Below are 20,272 nucleotides of genomic sequence, written 5' to 3' on the forward strand. Positions count from 1 at the left end.
TTTACGCCCTGTTTGCCCGTAAGCAAATCAAGTTAACGATTGCGTGAAAAACAACCATTGCAATACGTTTTCAAAGCAGTATGATGCGGCGGTTTTATTGGGTTCCCTCACCCCAAATATCGATCAAAAAGGTACAATATGAACTCCTTTACTCAAATACAGCGCGTAAAAGCGTTGTTCTGGCTATCGCTATTCCACTTACTGGTGATCACCTCCAGTAACTATCTGGTACAGCTTCCGATCTCTGTTTTCGGGTTCCACACGACGTGGGGCGCCTTTAGCTTTCCCTTTATTTTTCTCGCGACCGACCTGACCGTGCGCATTTTTGGCGCGCCGCTGGCACGACGGATAATCTTTGCGGTGATGATCCCGGCGCTGCTCATCTCCTATGTCATCTCATCGCTGTTTTATATGGGTTCCTGGCAGGGATTTGGCGCGCTGCTGCACTTCAACCTGTTTGTCGCGCGTATCGCCACCGCCAGCTTTATGGCGTATGCGCTGGGCCAGATTCTGGATGTACACGTCTTTAACCGCCTGCGCCAGAATCGCCGCTGGTGGATGGCTCCTACGGCCTCCACGCTGTTTGGCAACGTCAGCGATACCCTCGCCTTCTTCTTCATCGCCTTCTGGCGCAGCCCCGATGCCTTTATGGCCGAGCACTGGATGGAAATCGCCCTTGTCGATTACTGCTTCAAGGTGCTCATCAGCATTATTTTCTTCCTGCCGATGTATGGCGTATTGCTGAATATGTTGCTGAAAAGGCTGGCAGATAAATCTGAAATCTCGGCATTGCAGACGAGTTAAAGGTTCATTTTCCGAGTTGTGATAAGATGGATGAATGAGCCGTTATGGCCGTTTATCGAAAGGAAGAAGTCAATGCGCAATCTGGTTAAATATGTCGGTATTGGCCTGCTGGTTATGGGGCTTGCGGCCTGTGATAACAACGATACCAATGCTCCGGCAGAGGGAACCTCTACGGAAAGCAACGCAACCGGACAACCTGTCAGCCTGCTGGACGGTAAGCTGACGTTCTCACTGCCAGCGGATATGACCGACCAGAGCGGCAAGCTGGGCACTCAGGCCAATAATATGCACGTCTACTCTGACGCGACAGGCCAGAAAGCGGTGATCGTGATTGTTGGCGATAACACCAATGAAGACCTCGCCGTGCTGGCGAAACGTCTGGAAGATCAACAGCGCAGCCGCGACCCGCAGTTGCAGGTCGTGACCAATAAAGCCATCGAGCTGAAAGGCCACACGCTGCAACAGCTGGACAGCATTATCTCTGCGAAAGGCCAGACCGCGTACTCTTCCGTACTGCTGGGCAAAGTGGATAACCAACTGCTGACCCTGCAAATCACGCTGCCAGCAGACGATCAGCAGAAGGCGCAAACCGCCGCTGAAAACATCATTAACACGCTGGTTATCCAGTAACGGTTAAGACGATGACACGGCCTCCTGCGATACCGCCGGAGGCCGTTTTTTTAACCGCCAGGTCAGCAACAGCGCAATCGCCACCAGACCCGCCGCCGCCAGATAGATAACCGGCACGCCCGCCCAGGTCATCAGCAGCCCCGCCAGCGGCCCGGTCACGCCCAACGATAAATCCATAAACACCGTATAGGTCGCCAGCGCCGCCCCCTGATTCTGCTGCGGCACCGCCTTTACCGCTACCACGCCCAACGCCGGGAAGACCAGCGAGAACCCTGCCCCCGCCAGTAACACGCCAATTTTCGCCATCCACGGCATCAGCGCAACGCCCACCAGCAGCAGCCCGATAATCTCCACGCTAAAGCAGATCATCGCCACGTTTAAGCCGCCTAACCGATTGATGCCATTGGGGAACAATAAACGGGCGCCCACAAACGCACAGCTAAACAGCGTGAGCGCGAAGGCGGCGCCATCCCACCCTTTCGCGTCATAAAACAGCGTGATGAAGGTGGCGATAACGCCGAATCCCGCGGATGCCAGCGCCAGCGCCATTCCATACAGCCAGACGCGCCCAAGCACAGCGCGAAACGGCAGCGGTTTGCCCTTACTGGCTTTCACCGCCGGGCGCGGGAGCGCAAACAGCACGGCCAGCAGCGCCACGCCCATGATCGTCAACGCCAGCCCCTGTAACCCGCCCCAGGCGTAAAACAGCACGCCAAGCGGGGCGCCCATCGCCATCGCGCCATACGTGACAATACCGTTCCACGAAATTACCCGGCCAATATGCAGCGACCCCACCACGCCTACGCCCCAGAGCGTTGATCCGGTTCCGGCGAAGCTTTGTCCAATACCCAGAATGACACGCCCCAGGCATAACAGCAGCAGGCTTGCAATCGGCCAGCCGCTGGCGAATCCCGCCAGGAGATAGCTCAGGCCGCTCAGAAAGCAGCCGCACAAACCAAAGACGACAACCTTTTTCGGCCCCAGCAGGTCAGCGTAGCGCCCCGCATGAGGGCGGCTCACGAGCGTCGCAAAATATTGTAAGCTTATGACCAGCCCCGCCCAGAAGGCGCTAAACCCCATCACATCATGGACATAGCCCGGCAGGACTGCGAGCGGCAAACCGATCGTCAGATAACTGGCGAAGTTAAAAATCACAACAGAAACGATACGCAGATTGAGGCGCAATCCGCTAAGCGCCGGTTCAGCGACGGGTTCGGGCATGGGAGGTCACCACGTTTTTACAACAGTGTTTCATTTTTATCATGCTGAGTCGCGAAAATCAGTAGCAAGATTAAGAATATTGGTCTCAGGCCAGGCGCTACACTTAGAAAAAATGCAAAAAGGAAGATGACATGACAACCCCTCACCCCGACAAAACGGGGATGCATATTCTGCTCAAACTGGCGTCGTTGGTCGTCATACTGGCAGGGCTCCATGCCGCAGCAGATATTATTGTGCAGCTCTTACTGGCGCTCTTTTTCGCCATTGTCCTCAACCCGCTGGTAACCTGGTTTATTCGTCGCGGCGTTAACCGCCCGGTGGCGATTACCCTCGTGGTGGTCGTGATGCTTATCGTACTGACGGCGCTGATCGGCGTGCTGGCTGCGTCAATCAATGAATTCGTCGCCATGCTGCCGAAATACAACAAGGAGCTGACGCGTAAGGTTCTGCATTTGCAGGAGATGCTGCCCTTCCTCAACCTGCACATGTCGCCGGAACGCCTGCTGCAACGCATCGACTCCGATAAACTGATGACCTTCACCACCACACTGATGACCGGCCTTTCCGGGGCGATGGCAAGCGTAGTCCTGCTGGTGATGACGGTGGTGTTTATGCTGTTCGAAGTTCGCCACGTTCCCTACAAACTGCGTTTCGCGCTGAACAACCCGCAAATTCACATTGCGGGTTTACACCGGGCGCTCAAAGGCGTGTCGCACTATCTGGCGCTGAAAACGCTGCTGAGCCTGTGGACCGGCGTGATTGTCTGGCTGGGGCTGGCGCTGATGGACATCCAGTTTGCGCTGATGTGGGGCGTGCTGGCGTTTTTACTCAACTATGTCCCTAATATTGGTTCGGTCATTTCAGCGGTGCCGCCGATGATTCAGGCGCTGCTGTTCAACGGTTTCTACGAATGCGTTCTGGTCGGCGCGCTCTTTCTGGTGGTGCATATGATCATCGGCAATATCCTGGAACCACGCATGATGGGCCACCGCCTGGGAATGTCCACGCTGGTGGTGTTCCTCTCTTTACTGGTGTGGGGATGGTTGTTAGGCCCGGTAGGGATGCTGCTTTCCGTTCCGCTTACCAGCGTCTGTAAAATCTGGATGGAGACCACCAAAGGCGGCAGCAAGCTGGCGATTTTACTGGGGCCGGGTCGCCCGAAAAGTCGGTTGCCCGGATAATTAATTTACCTACCAACCAGGGTAGTTTTTATCTACGCACCTGCCCGGTAAACTGTCATGCGTTTTAAATATATGTGGCAGTTTACCTTAAATGAAATATGTCCTGCCGCCCGTTATTTAATAAATAAGAAACAGCATTCACCGGAATAAAGCGACTTAACTCAAACAGATATAACAATACCGCATTCAGTCGGTTTTCGCGTGAAATGAAAAATGCATAAAATAAAAACCGACGCCATTATGGCTGGCGTTCGTTATTAATAAATTAATAAGCACATTATTAGTCAACTAGTTAATTGATAGGGAGTTTTCATGAAACAATTCATTAAATGGTTTGCCGCTATTGCGGTTGTGGGTGCTCTGGCGGGTTGCGCGCGTACTGCGCCTATCGATCAGGTTCACTCCAGCGTGAGCGCGGGCCATACTCAGGAGCAGGTCAAAAACGCCATTCTGAAGGCCGGCGTTCAACGTCAATGGATCATGTCTGAAGTCGGGCCTGGCGTTATCAAAGGACGTCAGCAGACGCGCAACCACGTCGCTGAAGTGCGCATTACCTACTCCGCCACCGGCTACGACATCAAATACGACAGCAGCCTCAATTTGCAGGCTTCCGGCGGCAAAATTCACAAAAACTACAACCGCTGGGTACATAACCTGGACAAAGACATCCAGGTTAACTTGTCCGCAGGCGCGGGTCTGTAATTCAGGCGGTACGCACTTTCATTCAGGCGGCATTGAGCTGAACGTTCACGCGTCAAAAGCGGCGGCCTGAAAGATGACGCGGATTATTAAAGTCGGGTCGAAGACGGCCCGATAACTCGCTTTTACCCCCTCTTAACAGGTTGTCCCCATTATGTACGAACAGGACTCGCTCAGCGCACTGGATGCCATCACGGAAGCACAACGTATCGCCTTCGCCCCCATGCTTTTCCAGGCCGCATTGTGTCTGCGTAACGCGGGTGTGCTGACATATCTGGATCGGCAGGGTAAACGCGGCGCAACGCTCGACGATATCACTGCAAACAGCAGTATCAATGAATATGCCGCCAGCGTACTGCTGGATATGGGATTAAGCGGACGTATTATTACTCACAAAGAGGGGCATTATTATCTCGCGAAGGTGGGGCATTTTCTTCTGCATGACGCCATGACCCGCATAAATATGGATTTCACCCAGGATGTTTGCTATCAGGGGCTGTTTTATCTGGAAAATGCGCTAAAGGAAGGCAAACCGTCAGGACTGAAAATATTCGGCGACTGGCCAACGATTTATCCCGCGCTGTCGCAATTACCGCAGGCGGCGCGTGACAGTTGGTTCGCCTTCGATCATTACTATTCCGACGGCGCATTTGACGCCGCACTGCCTTATGTATTCGCCAGTCGCCCGGCAACCCTGTACGATGTGGGCGGAAATACCGGGAAATGGGCATTACGCTGCTGCCAGTACGATGAAAATATCGCGGTCACTTTATTAGATTTGCCACAACAAATTGCACTTGCCCGTAAAAATATCGAAAATGCAGGATTATCTCATCGCATAGATTTCCATGCAGTGGATATGCTGGGTGATACGCCTTTACCTGGAGAGGCCGATATCTGGTGGATGAGCCAATTTCTGGACTGCTTTTCACCGGAACAGATTATCACCATGCTCAGTAACGTTGCCCGCGTGATGAAACCCGGCGCAAGGCTGTGCATTATGGAGCTGTTCTGGGATGCGCAGAAATTTGAAGCGGCCTCTTTTAGCCTGAATGCGTCTTCGCTTTATTTTACCTGTATGGCAAATGGCAACAGCCGTTTCTACAGCGTAGAGAAGTTTTATCACTATCTGGACATGGCAGGGTTCCAGGTGGATGAACGCCATGACAACCTGGGCGTTGGGCATACTTTATTGATATGCCAAAAGAAAAAATAACAAAGTGACGTTAAAAAAACGTCACTGGTATCACCGGATTACCGCGGACGCGCGTTGATGAAATTTGCACTAAACATAACAGACTGGCAGGCCAGAGCCCCAGGACTTAGCGAAGCGACCCACTGGCAGCAGTGGTCGCGGGAGCCGTACGCCATCGATCCCGCCGCGCCGCAGGCAAAACTGCACGAACTCCCGATGATGACCGCCCGGCGGCTCAGTTCCGGCAGCAAACTGGCGGTAGAGTGCGGGTTGGCCATGCTGCGTCGCCACGATATCGACGCGGTGCTCTATACCAGCCGCCACGGCGAACTGGAGCGTAACTACCGCATCCTGCACGCGCTGGCGATGGAACAGGCTCTCTCTCCCACCGATTTCGCCCTGTCAGTACACAATTCCGCGGTCGGTAATCTGACCATTGCCGCAAAACAGCCGATTGTCTCATCCTCGCTTTCCGCCGGGAGAGACACCTTCCAGCAAGGATTGTGCGAAGTGATGTGCCTGCTTCAGGCGGGTTATCAGCGGGTACTGATGGTCGATTTCGACGGCTTTCTGCCCGAGTTTTACCATCCGCGATTACCACCGCAGATGCCGACCTGGCCTTACGCCGTCGCCTTTATCATTGAAGCGGGGAATTCGCTGTCCTGCGCCACGCGTCCCGGCGCGCCTCAGGATGAAACACCGCTTCCGCAAAGCCTGCTGTTTTTACAGCGTTACTTACAAAACGCCGACGCCTTTACGCTACCGGGCGAGCGGGTAGAGTGGCAGTGGAGCCGCGCGTGAATACGCTTCTGGCGCGCCTGGATTGGGCATGGCGACTGGTGATGACCGGTTTTTGTTTTGCCCTGTTCGGCATCGGCGGGCTGTTGCTTTCTGTCGTGTGGTTCAACTTATTGTTACTATTGGTATGGAACCCCGTCAGACGCCGCCGCCTGGCCCGTCGCAGCATTGCGGCCAGTTTTCGCGCCTTTTTAACGGTAGCGAAAACGCTTGGCGTTCTGGACTACCGCATTGAGGGGAGCGACGTGCTGCGACAGGAGAAAGGGTGTCTGGTGGTGGCGAACCATCCCACGCTTATCGATTACGTGCTGCTGGCTTCCGTCATGCCCGAAACCGACTGCCTGGTGAAGAGCGCACTGCTGAAAAACCCGTTCGTCAGCGGCGTTATTCGCGCAGCGGATTACCTGATCAACAGCCAGGCCGACGCGCTGTTACCGGCCTGCCAGCAGCGTCTGGATCAGGGCGACACAATATTGATTTTCCCCGAAGGGACGCGAACGCGACCCGGTGAAAAAATGACGCTGCAACGCGGCGCGGCCAATATCGCCGTACGCTGCGGCAGCGATTTACGCGTAGTGACTATCCACTGTAGCGAGCATCTGCTGGATAAGCAGAGCAAATGGTATGACGTGCCTCCCGCGAAACCTCTGTTTACCGTAGAGGTGCGCGAGCGGATCGCGATCGACCCGTTTAACGACGCAAATTTACAAGAACCGGCGCTGGCGGCAAGGCAGTTGAACCGGCATCTTTTGCTTCAATTACAACCAGGTGCTACACCTCTTTCAGGAATTAATGATGCAAGCGCTCTACCTTGAAATTAAAAATCTCATAATAAATACGCTGAATCTGGACGAGCTGTCCGCTGACGATATCGATACCGAGGCAGCGCTCTTTGGTGATGGTTTAGGACTGGATTCGATCGATGCCCTTGAGCTGGGGCTGGCGGTGAAAAACCAGTATGGCGTGGTGCTCTCCGCAGAGAGCGAAGAGATGCGTCAGCACTTCTTTTCCGTCGCCACGCTGGCATCTTTCATTCACGCTCAACGAGCCTGAGGCGAGTCCGTTATGACAGAACAACATGCCATTTATGAAGAAGTCTCCGCGCTTCTGGTCAAACTGTTTGAAATCGACCCTCAGGACATCAAACCTGAGGCGCGCCTGTATGAAGATCTGGAGCTGGACAGCATCGACGCCGTTGACATGATCGTGCATCTGCAAAAGAAAACCGGTAAGAAAATCAAGCCGGAAGAGTTCAAAGCGGTGCGTACCGTGCAGGATGTCGTCGACGCCGTAGAACGCCTGCTGAAAGAAGCGTAATACGCCATGTCAGGCGCTCACGCGCGTATGGGTATTCAGTTGCTGACCGGCCTGATGCTGCTGGCCTGGCCATTTTTGATCTGGTTTGGGCTGACGCATAACAGCCTCCACTGGCTGCTGCCGCTGATGGCGTTGCTGCTCTTTTTACGCTTTCGTCAGACCCGGCGACAGGCGGGGCCGCTGCGCGTCGTCACTCAGGTGGCGGCGGTGGCGGGCATAGCGCTTTGCGTCGCCAGCTATCTGCTTAAAACACATCAACTGCTGCTGTTTTACCCGGTCGTTGTTAACGGCGTCATGCTTGCCGTTTTTGGCAGCTCGCTGTGGACATCCATGCCGATTGTCGAACGCCTGGCGCGACTGCGTGAACCTGCGCTGCCGGAAGCCGCAGTGCGCTACACCCGTCGCGTAACACAAATCTGGTGCGCCTTTTTCATCGGCAACGGCGGTATTGCGCTCTTTACCGCGCTACACGGCGACATGGCGCTATGGACTGCCTGGAACGGCATGATTGCCTATCTGCTGATGGGCGCGTTGATGGCGGGCGAGTGGCTGGTGCGCCGCCAGGTGATTAAACGAGAAACACAATGAAGCAGACCCTTCCGCTCTCCCGCTGGCTCACCGCGCCACGCCCGGATGAAACGCCTGTTGCCTGGCTGGGTGAGGACACCTGGACGCTGGGCCACCTGCGCCATGACGTCGCGCAGTTGGTGAAACACCTGCAACAGCAGGAGGGCAAGCGCTGGGCGCTGTGTTTTGAGAACAGCTATCTGTTTATTGTTGCGCTGCTGGCAACGCTGCATAGCGGAAAAACGCCCGTTATTCCTGGGCATAACCGCGTCTCTCTGCTGGATGAGCAGCGCGCGCTGTTCAACGGCGTGCTCAGCGATAAGACGTCTGGCTGGCACGGCCCGCTGCTGGTGGTCAATACATCACGACAGTTCAGCACAGAAGCCTTCACATTCGACGATATTGCCGCCGATGCCTTCGTTGAATTGTTTACCTCTGGCTCCACCGGTCAGCCCAAGCGCATCATCAAACCTATCGCGCGGCTGGATTGCGAGGCCGAACTGCTGGCGATGCGTTTTGCCGACCGCCTGGCAGGCTGTCGCGTCGTGGCGTCAGTCGTTCCTCAGCATCTGTACGGTCTGACTTTCCGTATTTTCCTGCCGATGGCGCTCGGCCTGCCGCTTCATGCCGCAATGCTCTACTACGCAGAGCAGCTTGCCGCGCTAAGCCACGACCACCGCTATGCGTTTATCAGCAGTCCGGCGTTCCTGAAACGCCTCGACCACCGGCTCACGCCGCCGCCGATCAACATGATCCTTTCCGCAGGCGGTATGCTGCCCTGGGGCGATGTCACGCAAACCGCCGCCTGGCTCAATATCTGGCCGGATGAAATCTATGGCAGCACCGAAACCGGCATTCTCGCCTGGCGCTACCGCCAGCAGGAGGAGATCGCCTGGCTCCCCTTCCCCGGCGTACATTTCCAGCCGGAGGGCGAAGCATTTCGCGCCTTTTCGCCGCTGATCGTGCAGCAGGACGGCCTGTTGCTCGACGATATCCTCCAGTTTGATGAGAACGGCCAGTTCCGCCTGATGGGACGCCGGGGGCGCGTCGTCAAAATTGAAGAGAAACGGATCTCGCTCAGCGAAGTTGAACAGCGGCTGCTGGAGCTGAAGGGCATCCGCGAGGCGGTCGCGTTGCCTGTTTCACGCGGCGGTCGCCAGGGCATTGGCGTTCTGCTGGTGCTGGATGACGAAACCCGCCAACAATGGCAGCGCTGCGGCGGCAAAGCCCAGGAGCTGACCTGGCGTCGTTCGCTGCTGCCGTGGCTGGAGCCGGTTGCCGTACCTCGCTACTGGCGCGTGATCGACGAGATCCCGGTCAACAGTATGAACAAGCGTGTCTATGCGCAATTACAGGAGTTATTTCATGATACCCCATGAAATTGAGCGCCATCAGGCACAACCCCAACAGCTTGAGATCGTCCTGCATCTCGACCCTTCCCTGTTCTGGTTCAGCGGCCACTTTACCGTGCAGCCGCTGTTGCCTGGCGTCGCGCAGCTGGACTGGGTGATGCATTACGCCACCACGCTGCTCACGCCCGGCTGGCGTTTTCACAGCATCCAGAACGTCAAATTCCAGGCGCCGCTGCTGCCTGAAACCACGGTGACGCTGACCCTGAGCTGGCAGGAAACCCGCCAGCTCCTGACGTTTAGCTATCAGCGCCACGATGGCGACGCGCGGCATACCGCCAGCAGCGGGAAGATCCGGTTATGCCGTTGACCTTCACTCCCTGCGTGCTCATCCCCTGCTACAACCACGGCGCGATGATGGCGCGGGTGCTGGCGCGGCTACAGCCGTTTAATCTGCCCTGCATTGTGGTGGATGACGGCAGTGACGAAACAACACGTCGGGAATTAGCACAGCTGGCGGCTCAGGAACCGAACCTGACGCTGATCCGCCTGCCGGAAAACGCGGGCAAAGGCGCTGCGGTGATTCGTGGGCTACAGGCAGCCTCAGACGCGGGATTTACCCACGCGGTGCAGGTGGACGCCGACGGTCAGCATGCCATTGAAGATATTCCGAAGCTGCTCAAACTGGCGCAGGAAAACCCAGCCGCGCTGATCTCCGGGCAGCCGATCTATGACGATTCCATTCCCCGTTCGCGCCTGTACGGTCGCTGGATAACCCACGTCTGGGTATGGATTGAAACGCTTTCGTTCCAGCTGAAAGACAGCATGTGCGGGTTTCGCGTGTATCCGGTCGCCCCTGTGCTGCAACTGGCGCAGCGCGTCACGCTCGGCAAACGGATGGACTTCGACACCGAAGTCATGGTGCGCCTCTACTGGCAGGGCAACACCAGCTATTTTGTCCCGACCCGCGTTACCTATCCGCTGGATGGACTGTCCCATTTTGACGCGCTAAAAGACAACTGCCGAATTTCACTGATGCACACCCGTTTGTTCTTCGGCATGCTGCCGCGCATCCCGTCTTTGCTGTTTCGCCATTCGTCGCCGCACTGGGCGCGCCAGCAGGAAGTTAAAGGGCTGTGGGGAATGCGTCTGATGCTGCTGGTCTGGCGTCTGCTTGGGCGTAAGGCGTTCTCGCTGCTGCTTTATCCGGTGGTCGGCGTCTACTGGCTGACGGCAGCGCACGCCCGCAACGCGTCGCAACACTGGCTGGCCCGCGTGCGAACGCAACTGATGTCACGCCAGCGCCCCGTTCCGTCCCGGCTGACCAGCTTCCACCATTTTCTGCGTTTTGGCGAAGCGATGCTGGATAAAATCGCCAGCTGGCGCGGGGAGCTACAGTTTGGCCGCGATGTGGTCTTTGCGCCGGGCGCAGAAGCGACGCTCAACATCACGGCGCCAACGGGCAAACTGCTGCTGGCCTCGCATCTGGGCGATGTCGAAGCCTGCCGTGCGCTGGCGCAATTGCAGGGCAGCAAAACCATCAACGCTCTGGTGTTCAGCGACAATGCCCAACGTTTTAAACAGATCATGGACGAGATGGCGCCGCAGGCCGGGCTGAACCTGATGCCCGTCACCGACATCGGCCCGGACACCGCCATCCTGCTGAAAGAGAAGCTGGAACGCGGCGAGTGGATCGCCATTGTTGGCGACCGCATTGCGGTTAACCCACAGCGTGGCGGCAAGTGGCGCGTCTGCTGGAGCCATTTTATGGGCCAGCCCGCGCCGTTTCCGCAGGGGCCATTTATTCTGGCCTCCATCCTGCGCTGCCCGGTTCAGCTTATTTTCGCTCTGCGCCAGAACGGGAAACGGCATATCCACTGTGAACCGTTCGCCGACCCGCTGCTGTTGCCGCGCGCCGAACGCCAGCAGGCATTACAGCAGGCCATCGACCGCTACGCCGAACGCCTTGAGCACTACGCGCTACAGTCGCCGCTCGACTGGTTTAATTTTTTCGATTTCTGGCAGTTGCCGGATGCCAAAAACAAGGAGTAAAAGGTGCTTAACGATCCCCGTTTTACTGCTGAAGTAGAGCTGACCATTCCGTTCCACGACGTCGATATGATGGGCGTCGCGTGGCACGGCAACTATTTCCGCTACTTCGAGATTGCCCGTGAGGCGCTGCTCAACCAGTTCGACTACGGCTACCGCCAGATGAAAGCGTCCGGCTACCTGTGGCCCGTGGTCGATACCCGCGTGAAGTACCGCAACGCGCTGACATTCGAACAACGCATTCGGGTGCGCGCCCGTCTTGAAGAGTACGAAAACCGCCTGCGCATCGGCTACGAAATTTTTGATGCGCAGACGGGAAAGCGCGCCACGACGGGTTACACCATCCAGGTAGCGGTAGAAGAGAAAAGCCGCGAGATGTGCTTCGTCAGCCCGGATATTTTGTTTGAACGTATGGGAGTAACGCCATGAGATTCCTGCCGCTGCTGGCGCTGATCATCAGCCCGTTCGTGAGCGCTCTGACGCTCGACGATCTGCAACAGCGCTTTACCGAACAGCCGGTTGTCCGCGCCCACTTCGATCAAACCCGGACGATTAAGGATCTGCCGCAGCCGCTGCGATCCCAGGGCAGGATGCTGATCGCTCGCGACCAGGGGCTGCTGTGGGATCAAACCGCCCCGTTCCCGATGCAGCTGCTGCTGGACGACAAACGGATGGTGCAGGTGATCAACGGCCAGCCGCCGCAGGTCATCACCGCCGAAAACAACCCGCAGATGTTCCAGTTTAACCATCTGCTGCGCGCGCTGTTCCAGGCTGACCGCAGCGTGCTGGAGCAGAACTTCCGCGTCGATTTCGCCGATAAAGGCGAGGGGCGCTGGGCGCTGCGGCTGACGCCGATCACCACGCCGCTGGACAAGATTTTCGCCACGATTGACCTGGCCGGACAAACGTATCTGGAGTCAATCCAACTGAATGATAAACAAGGCGATCGCACGGATATCGCACTCACTCAACACCAACTGACGCCCGCTCAACTGACCGATGACGAACGCCAACGTTTTACCGCGCAATAACCGTAAAAGCCTCGCGCTGCTATGGGGTGTCGCCTGCCTGATTATGTTGGGCGCATTGCTGACGCTGCTGCCCCAGTCACGGCTGAACAGCAGCGTGCTGGCAATGCTGCCAAAACAGGCTTTAGGGGACATTCCGCCTGGCCTGAACGACGGTTTCATGCAGCGCCTCGACCAACAGTTGGTCTGGCTGGTAAGCCCGGGTAAACAGGCCGATCCGCAGGTGGCGCGCGACTGGCTCGCGCTGTTGCAAAAATCCCACGCGCTGGCGGACGTCAAAGGCCCGATGGACGCCGACAGCCAGCAGGCATGGGGCGCCTTTTTCTGGCAGCATCGCAACGGCCTGATCGATGAGGCCACCCGCACTCGTCTGCAAAACGGCGGCGACGCGCAGGCGCAGTGGATTCTGTCTCAGCTGTATTCCGCCTTCTCCGGGGTGAGCGGTAAAGAGCTGCAAAACGATCCGCTGATGCTGATGCGCGGTTCGCAGCTGGCGATGGCGAAAAACGGCCAGCGTCTGCGGCTGATGGACGGCTGGCTGGTCACTCAGGATGAGCAGGGGCACTACTGGTATCTGCTGCACGGCGAGCTGGCCGGTTCGTCGTTTGATATGCAGCAAACGCACCAACTCGTCACCACGCTCAGCGCGCTGGAAGGTGAACTAAAAACGCGTTATCCACAGGCGCAGCTGCTGTCGCGCGGTACGGTTTTTTACAGTGATTACGCCAGCCAGCAGGCGAAACAGGATATCTCCACCCTTGGCGTGGCGACGGTTCTGGGCGTGATTCTGCTGATCGTGGCGGTCTTTCGCTCGCTGCGCCCGCTGCTGCTGTGCCTGATATCAATTGGCGTCGGCGCGCTGGCCGGAACCGTCGTCACCCTGCTGATTTTCGGCGAGCTGCACCTGATGACGCTGGTGATGAGCATGAGCATCATCGGCATTTCGGCCGACTATACGCTTTATTACCTGACCGAGCGCATGGTGCACGGCAACGACGCGTCGCCGTGGCAGAGCCTCGCCAAAGTGCGTAACGCCCTGCTGCTGGCGCTGCTGACCACCGTCGCGGCGTATCTGATCATGATGCTCGCCCCTTTCCCCGGCATTCGCCAGATGGCGGTATTTGCCGCCGTGGGATTAAGCGCCTCCTGCCTGACGGTCATTTTCTGGCATCCGTGGCTGTGTCGCGGGCTGCCTGTGCGCCCCGTTCCGGCAATGGTGCTGATGTTGCGCTGGCTGGCGGCGTGGCGGCGCAATAAAAAACTGTCCATCGGCCTGCCTGTGGCGCTGGCGATCTTCTCGCTGGCGGGCATCGCAACGCTGCATGTGGATGACGATATTTCACAGCTACAGGCGCTGCCGCAGCAAATACTGGCGCAGGAAAAAGCGATCACCGCCCTGACCGGGCAGAGCGTCGATCAGAAATGGTTTGTGGTTTACGGTCAGTCCGCACAGCAAACGCTGGAGCGGCTGGAAGCCTTTACCCCAGCGCTGGAACAGGCAAAGCGTGACGGGCTGCTCAGCGGCTATCGCACGCTTCCGATCAACTCGCTCGCCCGTCAGCAGCAGGATCTGAAGCTACTGAAAAACGCCGCTCCGGCGGTGAGCCGCGCGCTACAGAATGCCGGGCTTTCCACGGTTAACCCGGATCTGAACGCCATGCCGGTAACGGTGGACGCCTGGCTTGCCAGCCCGGCCAGCGAAGGCTGGCGGCTGCTGTGGCTGACGCGGGAGAGTGGCGAAAGCGGCGTGCTGGTGCCGGTAGACGGCGTGAAGCGGAGCGCCGCGCTGAACGCCCTCGCCACGCAATATTCCGGCGTGGCGTGGGTTGACCGAAAAAGCACCTTTGACACGCTGTTCGCCCTCTATCGCAATGTGCTGACGGGACTGCTGTTTGTGGCGCTGGCGGTCATTGCCTGCGGCGCGATGATCAGGCTTGGCTGGCGCAAAGGGCTGGTAAGCCTGGTGCCGTCAGTGCTGTCGCTGGGCTGCGGTCTGGCGGCGCTGACATTGAGCGGCCATGCGGTCAATCTGTTCTCGCTATTAGCACTGGTGCTGGTGCTGGGGATTGGCATCAACTATACGCTGTTTTTCAGCAACCCACGCGGAACACCGCTGACCTCGCTGCTGGCGATTACGCTGGCGATGATGACCACGCTGCTGACCCTCGGCATGCTGGTCTTTAGCGCCACCCAGGCCATCAGCAGTTTCGGTATCGTACTGGTCAGCGGGATTTTCACCGCATTTCTGTTATCGCCTCTGGCAATGCCCGGTAAAAAAGAGAAAAAAAGAAGATGATCAAACAAACAGCGCGCTGGTTGAGACACCTTTTGCCGGATGGCGGCTTTGCCTTATCCGGCCTACGCCAGCGCACAAACCGCAGGCCGGATAAGCATAGTGCCATCCGGCAGTTTTTGCTGATGACCGCGGCACTCGTTCTGACCGGATGCAGCCACTCGCAGAAAGCGCCGGAAGGCCGCCCGCAGGCGTGGCTGGAACCCGGCGCGCGCGTCACGCTGCCTGCGCCGGGCATCTCTCCGGCGGTCAGTTCGCAACAACTGCTCACCGGCAGCTTTAACGGCAAAACCCAGTCGCTGCTGGTGATGCTCAATGCCGACGAGCAAAAAATCACCCTTGCCGGACTGTCGTCGGTTGGCATCCGCCTGTTCCTGGTCACCTATGATGAGAAAGGGTTGCACACCGAGCAGTCCATCGTGGTGCCGCAGTTGCCGCCCGCCAGCCAGGTTCTGGCCGACGTAATGCTCAGCCACTGGCCGATTAGCGCCTGGCAGCCGCAGTTGCCGACGGGCTGGACGCTCACCGACAACGGCGACAAACGCGAGCTGCGCAATGCCAGCGGTAAGCTGGTGACGGAAATTATCTATCTGAACCGCAAAGGCAAACGCGAGCCAATCAGCATTGAGCAGCATGTGTTCAAATACCACATCACCATTCAATATCTGGGTGACTGATATGATCTATATTTCTGCGGTCGGTATGATCAACGCGCTGGGCAACGATACGGATGAGATCGCCACGAACCTGACGCGCGGCGTGGCGCCTGGCATGCGCCCTCGCCCCGGCTGGCTACAGGGGCATCCACAGGCGGTGCTCGCCGGTGTTGACGGCGAACTGCCCGCCATCCCCGATGACTTTGCCGCTCACCGTTCGCGCAACAATCAGCTGCTGCTGGCCGCGCTCGCGCAGATCCAGCCCCGGGTGGATGAAGCCATCGCGCAGTATGGCCGCGATCGCGTCGCCGTGGTACTCGGCACCAGCACCTCCGGCCTCGACGAGGGTGATGCCCATGTCAACCTGACGCTAAACGGCCAGGAAAGCCTCTCCTGGCAGTACCCGCAGCAGGAGCTGGGCGATCCGTCGCGCTTTCTCAGCCACTGGCTGGCGCTTGATGGCCCGGCGTTTACCCTTTCCACCGCCTGTTCCTCCAGCGCCAGAGCGATCATCAGCGGGCGCCGACTGATCGAAGCCGGTCTGGCGGACGTGGCGATTGTCGGCGGCGCGGACACCTTAAGCCGGATGCCGATTAACGGCTTCCACAGCCTGGAGTCGCTCTCTCCAACACGATGCCTGCCGTTCGGCCGGGATCGCAGCGGCATTACCATCGGCGAAGGGGCCGCGCTGATGCTATTGACCCGCGAACCGCAGCCTGTCGCGCTGCTGGGCGTCGGCGAGTCCAGCGACGCGTACCATATTTCCGCGCCGCATCCGCAAGGTGAAGGCGCGATTCGCGCGATTACCCAGGCGCTCAATGACGCAGGAATCACGCCGACGCAGGTGGGTTATATCAACCTGCACGGCACCGCCACGCCGCTCAACGACCAGATCGAATCGAAAGTCGTGAGTGAACTGTTTGGCGAGAACGTGCCCTGTAGCTCCACCAAACATCTGACCGGGCACACACTGGGCGCAGCAGGAATCACCGAAGCCGCCCTCAGCATGTTGATTCTGCAACGCGACTTGCCGCTGCCGCCGCAGGATTTCAGCGATTCGCCGCGTGACCCGGCGTTGCCGCGCTGCGGCATCATCGAACAACCGCGCGCGCTTGAACGCCCGGTGATCTTATCTAACTCGTTCGCCTTTGGCGGCAACAACGCCAGCATTCTGCTCGGGAGGGTTTCATGAGTCGCTATTTATCACCCGGCGAGTATCTGCCGCATGACGCCCCCATGTTGCTGCTCGAAGACGTCGAGTGCGTCACGGACGAGTCCGCCGCCTGCCGCGTCACCGTGGCGCCAGGCGGCGTGCTGGCCCCGTTTCTTGACCCGCAGGGCAATCTGCCCGGCTGGTTCGCGCTGGAACTGATGGCGCAAACCGTCGGCGTCTGGTCAGGCTGGCATCGTCATCAACAGGGTCAGAGCGCCATCTCTTTGGGCATGGTGCTCGGCGCGCGTGAACTCGTCTGCGCCGCAGGCGCCCTCCCCGCCGGGGAAACGCTGACCATCAGGGCCACATTACTCATGCAGGATGAGCGTTTCGGCAGCTTTGAATGCACAATCGACGCGGGGGATGACACGCTGGCGACAGGCCGCGTAAATACGTTCCAGCCCACGCAGGAAGAACTCACCACGCTATTTCAACAGGGAGCTGCAACATGAGTCGTTCCGTTCTGGTTACCGGGGCCAGCAAAGGCATCGGTCGCGCCATCGCCCGTCAACTGGCGGCTGACGGCTTTGTTGTCGGGGTTCACTATCACCGTGACGCGCAGGGCGCGCAAGAAACGCTGGATGCCATTCTCGCCGTCGGCGGCGCAGGCCGTCTGCTCAGTTTTGACGTCGCCAGTCGCGAGCAGTGCCGCGAGGTGCTGGAGCAGGATATCGACGCGCATGGCCCGTGGTATGGCGTGGTCAGCAACGCCGGGATCACCCGCGACGCCGCCTTTCCGGCGCTGAGCGACGACGACTGGGATGCCGTGATCCACACCAATCTCGACAGCTTTTACAATGTGATTCAGCCGTGCATCATGCCGATGATTAGCGCACGTCAGGGTGGACGGATCATTACCCTGTCATCCGTTTCCGGCGTGATGGGCAACCGTGGTCAGGTTAACTACAGCGCCGCAAAAGCGGGCATTATCGGTGCGACAAAAGCGCTGGCGATTGAGCTGGCAAAACGTAAAATCACCGTCAACTGCATCGCGCCGGGGCTGATTGACACCGGCATGATCGCAATGGAAGAGGCCGCGCTGAAAGAGGCGATGTCCATCATCCCAATGAAACGTATGGGCCAGGCAGATGAAGTGGCAGGGCTGGCCAGTTATTTAATGTCGGATATTGCGGGTTACGTTACCCGCCAGGTCATATCCATCAATGGAGGGATGTTATGACGCGTCGCGTTGTGATTACAGGCATGGGCGGCGTCACCGCGTTTGGCGAGAACTGGCAGGACGTTTCCACCAGACTGAAAGCTTACGAAAACGCTGTGCGCCAGATGCCGGAATGGCAGGTTTATGACGGACTGCATACGCTGCTTGGCGCGCCAGTCGATGATTTCACCCTACCGGCACACTATACCCGCAAGCGTATTCGGGCGATGGGCCGCGTGTCGCTCATGTCCACCCGCGCCACCGAACTGGCGCTGGAACAGGCAGGGCTTATCGACGATGCGGTGCTGACCAACGGCGAAACCGGAATTGCCTATGGTTCTTCTACCGGCAGTACCGGCCCGGTGAGCGAATTCGCCACCATGCTGACGGAAAAACACACCAACAACATCACCGGCACCACTTACGTGCAGATGATGCCGCACACCACCGCCGTCAACACCGGGCTGTTCTTTGGCCTGCGGGGTCGCGTGATCCCGACGTCCAGCGCCTGCACCTCCGGCAGTCAGGCGATTGGTTATGCCTGGGAAGCGATTCGTCACGGCTACCAGACGGTGATGGTCGCCGGCGGCGCAGAAGAGTTATGCCCGTCTGAAGCGGCGGTTTTTGACACGCTGTTTGCCACCAGCCAGCGCAATGACGAACCGAAAACGACGCCTTCGCCGTTCGATGAAAAGCGCGATGGGCTGGTGATTGGCGAAGGCGCAGGAACGCTGATTCTCGAAGAGCTGGAACATGCCAAAGCCCGAGGGGCGACCATTTACGGCGAAATCATCGGCTTTGCCACTAACTGCGACGCCGCGCATATCACCCAGCCACAGCGTGAAACCATGCAGATTTGCATGGAACAATCGCTGAAAATAGCAGGCTTAAGCGCGCGGGATATGGGGTACATTTCCGCCCACGGCACGGCGACCGATCGGGGCGATATCGCAGAAAGTCAGGCAACGGCCGCAATTTATAGCGATAATGTGCCGATCTCCTCGCTAAAAAGCTACTTTGGGCATACCCTTGGCGCCTGCGGGGCACTGGAAGCCTGGATGAGTCTGCAAATGATGCGTGAAGGTTGGTTTGCACCTACGCTAAACTTGAGTCAGCCGGATACCCAATGCGGCGCGCTGGATTACATCATGGGTGAAGCCCGCAAGATTGATTGTGAATTTTTGCAAAGCAACAACTTTGCGTTTGGCGGCATCAATACTTCTATCATTATTAAACGTTGGCCCTGATATGTACCGGATTGTTCTGGGAAAAGTTTCGACACTGAGCACAGGCGCGCTGCCGTCGCCACTGTACGCACAGGCGCCGCAGGGCGCTCGCCGCGCGCGCTGGCTGGCCGGTCGCGTACTGCTTTCCCATGCCCTTTCGCCATTGCCGGAGATTGTGTATGGCGAACAGGGAAAACCTGCTTTTTCTCCTGACACCCGGCTCTGGTTTAACCTGAGTCATAGCGGGGACGATATCGCCCTGCTGCTGAGCGACGAGGGCGAAGTCGGCTGCGACATTGAAGTGATCCGCCCGCGAGATAACTGGCGGTCGCTGGCCAACGCGGTGTTCAGCCTTGGCGAACATGCGGAAGTAGAAGCCGAACATCCCGAACAACAGTTGACGGCGTTCTGGCGCATCTGGACGCGCAAAGAGGCTATCGTAAAACAGCGCGGCGGCAGCGCCTGGCAAATCGTCAGCGTGGACAGCACGCTCAACTCGGCGTTGTCGGTCAGCCAGTGCCAGCTCGATACCCTGAGTCTGGCGGTCTGCACGCCGACACCGTTCACGCTGACCGCCGATTGCGTGCAGCGCCTGGAATCCATCGCGTAAATTTGTATGTCATGCCTGCCGTTAAATCTTTACGGAGAACATTTCATTCTGACGCGTGATTCCGTTCACTTTAGGTTCAGCATTTCTCTGGAATTTCATCACCCGTGAACGCGTTAAGGGGGCTATCGCTGCCCCCTTAACAATCCCCGCTCCCGGCAGGAAAATTGTTGCTTCGCAATACCCTCCGCTTATTCCTTCAGGCTACCGGGGCGGGCGCGAGGTAGCGTCCCTGCAAAACGCGCCCTGAACCCGCATCCATGCGGGTTCCTCCGGCCTT

General features: G+C 58.0%; 23 protein-coding genes. 22 read left to right on the forward strand and 1 reads right to left on the reverse strand.

All coding sequences use genetic code 11. The features are described 5' to 3' along the window. The first annotated feature begins 138 nt into the window (after positions 1-138). Together OGV50_RS19555 and OGV50_RS19560 are read left to right on the forward strand one after the other, a co-directional pair. Positions 139-804, forward strand: a complete 666-nt coding sequence (locus OGV50_RS19555) for a 7-cyano-7-deazaguanine/7-aminomethyl-7-deazaguanine transporter (RefSeq protein ID WP_012135586.1) — start codon at positions 139-141, stop codon at positions 802-804. Positions 805-876: 72 nt separating this feature from the next. Then, positions 877-1,434: a DcrB family lipoprotein gene (locus OGV50_RS19560; protein WP_024131033.1), complete on the forward strand. Its 558-nt coding sequence runs from the start codon at positions 877-879 to the stop codon at positions 1,432-1,434. A 3-nt stretch (positions 1,435-1,437) separates the two neighbouring features. On the opposite strand, the gene OGV50_RS19565 is transcribed toward OGV50_RS19560, so the two are convergent. Further along, positions 1,438-2,655 (reverse strand): MFS transporter, encoded by a 1,218-nt coding sequence (locus tag OGV50_RS19565; protein ID WP_012135588.1) that lies wholly within the window; start codon positions 2,653-2,655, stop codon positions 1,438-1,440. 131 nt (positions 2,656-2,786) lie between these two features. Between OGV50_RS19565 and OGV50_RS19570 the strand changes: the two genes are divergently transcribed. The 20 genes from OGV50_RS19570 (at position 2,787) to acpT (ending at position 19,995) form a co-directional block, all read left to right on the forward strand. Next, on the forward strand, positions 2,787-3,836 hold the full coding sequence (locus tag OGV50_RS19570; RefSeq protein WP_012135589.1) for an AI-2E family transporter: 1,050 nt from the start codon (positions 2,787-2,789) through the stop codon (positions 3,834-3,836). 324 nt (positions 3,837-4,160) lie between these two features. Further along, the gene (locus OGV50_RS19575; RefSeq protein WP_125337100.1) at positions 4,161-4,538 is read left to right on the forward strand and encodes a hypothetical protein; all 378 of its coding nucleotides are present in this window, start codon (positions 4,161-4,163) and stop codon (positions 4,536-4,538) included. 151 nt (positions 4,539-4,689) lie between these two features. After that, positions 4,690-5,751: a class I SAM-dependent methyltransferase gene (locus OGV50_RS19580; protein WP_114848076.1), complete on the forward strand. Its 1,062-nt coding sequence runs from the start codon at positions 4,690-4,692 to the stop codon at positions 5,749-5,751. A 57-nt stretch (positions 5,752-5,808) separates the two neighbouring features. Then, a complete protein-coding gene (locus tag OGV50_RS19585; protein WP_200093151.1) occupies positions 5,809-6,531 on the forward strand; it encodes a beta-ketoacyl synthase chain length factor in 723 nt (240 codons plus the stop codon). A gap of 41 nt (positions 6,532-6,572) precedes the next feature. Then, positions 6,573-7,343, forward strand: coding sequence for a lysophospholipid acyltransferase family protein (locus OGV50_RS19590; RefSeq protein WP_228096617.1), 771 nt, complete (start codon positions 6,573-6,575; stop codon positions 7,341-7,343). Beyond that, positions 7,324-7,581 (forward strand): phosphopantetheine-binding protein, encoded by a 258-nt coding sequence (locus OGV50_RS19595; protein WP_024131035.1) that lies wholly within the window; start codon positions 7,324-7,326, stop codon positions 7,579-7,581. The genes OGV50_RS19590 and OGV50_RS19595 overlap by 20 nt, the downstream gene beginning before the upstream one ends. A 12-nt stretch (positions 7,582-7,593) precedes the next feature. Continuing rightward, positions 7,594-7,845, forward strand: coding sequence for an acyl carrier protein (locus OGV50_RS19600; RefSeq protein ID WP_012135597.1), 252 nt, complete (start codon positions 7,594-7,596; stop codon positions 7,843-7,845). A gap of 6 nt (positions 7,846-7,851) precedes the next feature. Further along, positions 7,852-8,433, forward strand: a complete 582-nt coding sequence (locus OGV50_RS19605; protein ID WP_199972306.1) for a COG4648 family protein — start codon at positions 7,852-7,854, stop codon at positions 8,431-8,433. Next, a complete protein-coding gene (locus tag OGV50_RS19610; protein ID WP_200093150.1) occupies positions 8,430-9,791 on the forward strand; it encodes a class I adenylate-forming enzyme family protein in 1,362 nt (453 codons plus the stop codon). Before OGV50_RS19605 ends, OGV50_RS19610 begins: the two co-directional genes overlap by 4 nt. Continuing rightward, a complete protein-coding gene (locus OGV50_RS19615; RefSeq protein ID WP_049011356.1) occupies positions 9,778-10,131 on the forward strand; it encodes an ApeI family dehydratase in 354 nt (117 codons plus the stop codon). The genes OGV50_RS19610 and OGV50_RS19615 overlap by 14 nt, the downstream gene beginning before the upstream one ends. Next, a complete protein-coding gene (locus OGV50_RS19620) occupies positions 10,122-11,813 on the forward strand; it encodes a glycosyltransferase family 2 protein (protein ID WP_200093149.1) in 1,692 nt (563 codons plus the stop codon). Before OGV50_RS19615 ends, OGV50_RS19620 begins: the two co-directional genes overlap by 10 nt. 3 nt (positions 11,814-11,816) lie before the next feature. Further along, the gene (locus tag OGV50_RS19625; RefSeq protein WP_012135602.1) at positions 11,817-12,239 is read left to right on the forward strand and encodes an acyl-CoA thioesterase; all 423 of its coding nucleotides are present in this window, start codon (positions 11,817-11,819) and stop codon (positions 12,237-12,239) included. Continuing rightward, positions 12,236-12,841 (forward strand): LolA family protein, encoded by a 606-nt coding sequence (locus tag OGV50_RS19630; protein ID WP_047460500.1) that lies wholly within the window; start codon positions 12,236-12,238, stop codon positions 12,839-12,841. The genes OGV50_RS19625 and OGV50_RS19630 overlap by 4 nt, the downstream gene beginning before the upstream one ends. Next, positions 12,810-15,134 carry an MMPL family transporter gene (locus OGV50_RS19635; protein ID WP_200093148.1) on the forward strand — a complete coding sequence of 775 codons (2,325 nt, stop codon included), beginning with the start codon at positions 12,810-12,812 and terminating at the stop codon, positions 15,132-15,134. Before OGV50_RS19630 ends, OGV50_RS19635 begins: the two co-directional genes overlap by 32 nt. Before the next feature lie 122 nt (positions 15,135-15,256). Continuing rightward, on the forward strand, positions 15,257-15,808 hold the full coding sequence (locus OGV50_RS19640) for a DUF3261 domain-containing protein (protein ID WP_198448740.1): 552 nt from the start codon (positions 15,257-15,259) through the stop codon (positions 15,806-15,808). Position 15,809: 1 nt separating this feature from the next. Next, the gene (locus OGV50_RS19645; protein ID WP_200093147.1) at positions 15,810-16,979 is read left to right on the forward strand and encodes a beta-ketoacyl-[acyl-carrier-protein] synthase family protein; all 1,170 of its coding nucleotides are present in this window, start codon (positions 15,810-15,812) and stop codon (positions 16,977-16,979) included. Next, positions 16,976-17,452 carry a hotdog family protein gene (locus OGV50_RS19650; RefSeq protein WP_200024246.1) on the forward strand — a complete coding sequence of 159 codons (477 nt, stop codon included), beginning with the start codon at positions 16,976-16,978 and terminating at the stop codon, positions 17,450-17,452. The genes OGV50_RS19645 and OGV50_RS19650 overlap by 4 nt, the downstream gene beginning before the upstream one ends. Next, a complete protein-coding gene (locus tag OGV50_RS19655; protein ID WP_012135608.1) occupies positions 17,449-18,180 on the forward strand; it encodes a 3-ketoacyl-ACP reductase FabG2 in 732 nt (243 codons plus the stop codon). Before OGV50_RS19650 ends, OGV50_RS19655 begins: the two co-directional genes overlap by 4 nt. Further along, positions 18,177-19,406, forward strand: a complete 1,230-nt coding sequence (locus tag OGV50_RS19660; protein ID WP_200093146.1) for a beta-ketoacyl-ACP synthase — start codon at positions 18,177-18,179, stop codon at positions 19,404-19,406. Before OGV50_RS19655 ends, OGV50_RS19660 begins: the two co-directional genes overlap by 4 nt. Before the next feature lies 1 nt (position 19,407). Beyond that, positions 19,408-19,995, forward strand: coding sequence for a 4'-phosphopantetheinyl transferase AcpT (gene acpT / locus OGV50_RS19665; RefSeq protein ID WP_012135610.1), 588 nt, complete (start codon positions 19,408-19,410; stop codon positions 19,993-19,995). The last annotated feature ends 277 nt before the right edge of the window (positions 19,996-20,272 follow it).

This window comes from Citrobacter sp. CK180, assembly GCF_030333655.1.
In the GTDB taxonomy this organism is placed as follows: Bacteria; Pseudomonadota; Gammaproteobacteria; order Enterobacterales; family Enterobacteriaceae; genus Citrobacter_B; species Citrobacter_B koseri.